We start from the raw sequence: 2,009 nt of genomic DNA, 5'->3' as shown, positions 1-2,009 counted from the left end.
CGCGGGGCAAGCCCGCTCACTACAACAATGTGTAGATACTTATGCCCATCGCAGGCACGCCAGCGCCCACATTGGATAGGCGGCGCGTGAAAAATGTGGGAGCTGGCTTACCCGCGACAGCGATAGCCCAAACCCTACACATCATCAATATGCCGATATTCCACCCGCAACCCGGCCGCCAATTCCTGCGCGCGCCCCAACCTGATCGGCCCGCGCTCGATATCCACCAGCAGTCCCGGACACTCCAACAGCGGCAAGCCCTTGATGTCTTTGAGCCGCCCATCGGTAATAACCAACAAACGTTGGTGTTCAGCCGGATAACGCTTGCGCCGCGCCGTGAGCCAATGCCCGGCCTCAGTCAGCGCCGCCAGCAACGGCGTACCGCCGCCCGCCCCCAATTGTTCCAGCCAGCCGGTCAACCCCTTCGCCGCTTTCAGGCCCTGCACCTGCCATTTCGGCGACTGCCCGCTGGCCGTCAGCAACGCCATGCGCGCACGCTGCCGATAAGCGTCGTCAAACAACTGCGCAAGCAAGCCCTTGGCATCGCTCAACGCGCGATGCCGCCGCGTGGAGGCGGACGCGTCGACGATCACCAGCCACAGTTCATGAGCGGTACGACTGCGCATCTGGTACAGCACATCCTCACGCGATTGCGGCCGACCGCCGAGCAACGTGCCCGGCCAAATGATCGCGCCGTTCTGAGCGCTGCGCGCCTTGCCGTGCCTGCCGCTGTCCATTCGTCCCGCCTTGGGCCGGGCATCCGCCCCCGCGTCAGGTCGAGGGCGAATGCCTAGGGCTTTTTTGGCCAGGTCGGCACGTCTCGGCGAGCCCCCGTGGGCAAGGCCGGTGCGGGCATATCGCCCCATTGGCCTTGGCCGGGTGAAGGGTCGGAAGGTGTGGACGACTGCCCATCGCTCGGTGGGCTTGCCGGTGGCGACTGCTCTTGGCGACGATGGCGCAGGGCAAACTCAGCCACTGCCTCGATGTCTTCGTCGCCAATCGCATCAGCACCGCGCCAGGCCGCATGGGCCCTGGCGCCACGCAGCCATACCAGGTCCGCGCGCAGGCCATCGACACCGGCTGCAAAACAGCGCTCGGTGATGTGCGCCAAGGCCTGATCATCCAATGCAATGCTGTCGAGGCGCGCCCGCGCCTGGGTGCAGCGCTCGCGCAGGGCAGCCTGTGGCTCGGCCCATTGCGCGCAGAACGCGCCAGGGTCGCTGTCGAAATCCAGGCGACGGCGAATGATCTGCCCACGCTCGGCCGGCAAGGTTTGCCCGCTCAACGCCACGTTAAACCCGAAACGGTCGAGCAGTTGCGGGCGCAACTCGCCCTCCTCCGGGTTCATGGTGCCAATCAGTACAAAACGCGCGGAATGCCGGTGGGAAATGCCATCACGTTCAATCAGGTTGGTGCCGCTGGCGGCCACGTCGAGTAACAGGTCCACCAGGTGGTCGGGGAGCAAGTTGACTTCATCGACATACAACACGCCACCGTCAGCCTTGGCCAATACCCCAGGAGAAAACTGCGCACGCCCTTCACTCAGTGCCGCGTCCAGGTCCAACGTGCCGACCAGACGCTCTTCGGTGGCGCCCAATGGCAAGGTGACGAACTGACCACTGGCCAGCAGGTCCGCCAGGCCTCGCGCCAGGGTCGACTTGGCCATGCCGCGCGGGCCTTCGATCAGCACGCCGCCGATCTTCGGGTCGATGGCGGTCAGGCACAACGCGAGTTTCAAGTCGTCGGCGCCAACCACGGCGGACAGCGGGAAATGGGGGATATCAGTCATGCGAGTTCTCATTAAATTCTGCGCCACAACGGACCGCCCTGTGGTGCGCACCTTGGTGTGGTGACTGGCTTGAGTGTAAACGGCATTTTAGGGTGCCTGGCTTGTGTGGTGAGCGGGCTTGCCCCGCGCTGGCTGCGAAGCAGCCCCAATAAAAGCACTGCGTTTTCTCACACAAGCTGCGGTGTCAGGTGTTGGGGCCGCTTCGCAGCCCGGCGCGGGG

General features: G+C 64.6%; 2 protein-coding genes. Both read right to left on the bottom strand.

Translation table 11 applies throughout. The features are described from left to right. Positions 1 to 134: 134 nt before the first annotated feature. On the bottom strand, positions 135 to 737 hold the full coding sequence (locus tag WBB95_RS25955) for a vWA domain-containing protein (protein ID WP_424490174.1): 603 nt from the start codon (positions 735 to 737) through the stop codon (positions 135 to 137). 53 nt (positions 738 to 790) lie between these two features. Further along, entirely contained in the window at positions 791 to 1,789 is a 999-nt protein-coding gene (locus WBB95_RS25950) for an ATP-binding protein (RefSeq protein ID WP_424490173.1), read from the bottom strand. Positions 1,790 to 2,009: the final 220 nt, after the last annotated feature.

This window comes from Pseudomonas sp. (assembly GCF_049645325.1).
GTDB lineage: Bacteria > Pseudomonadota > Gammaproteobacteria > Pseudomonadales > Pseudomonadaceae > Aquipseudomonas.
This window is presented reverse-complemented; position numbering and strand designations above follow the sequence as displayed.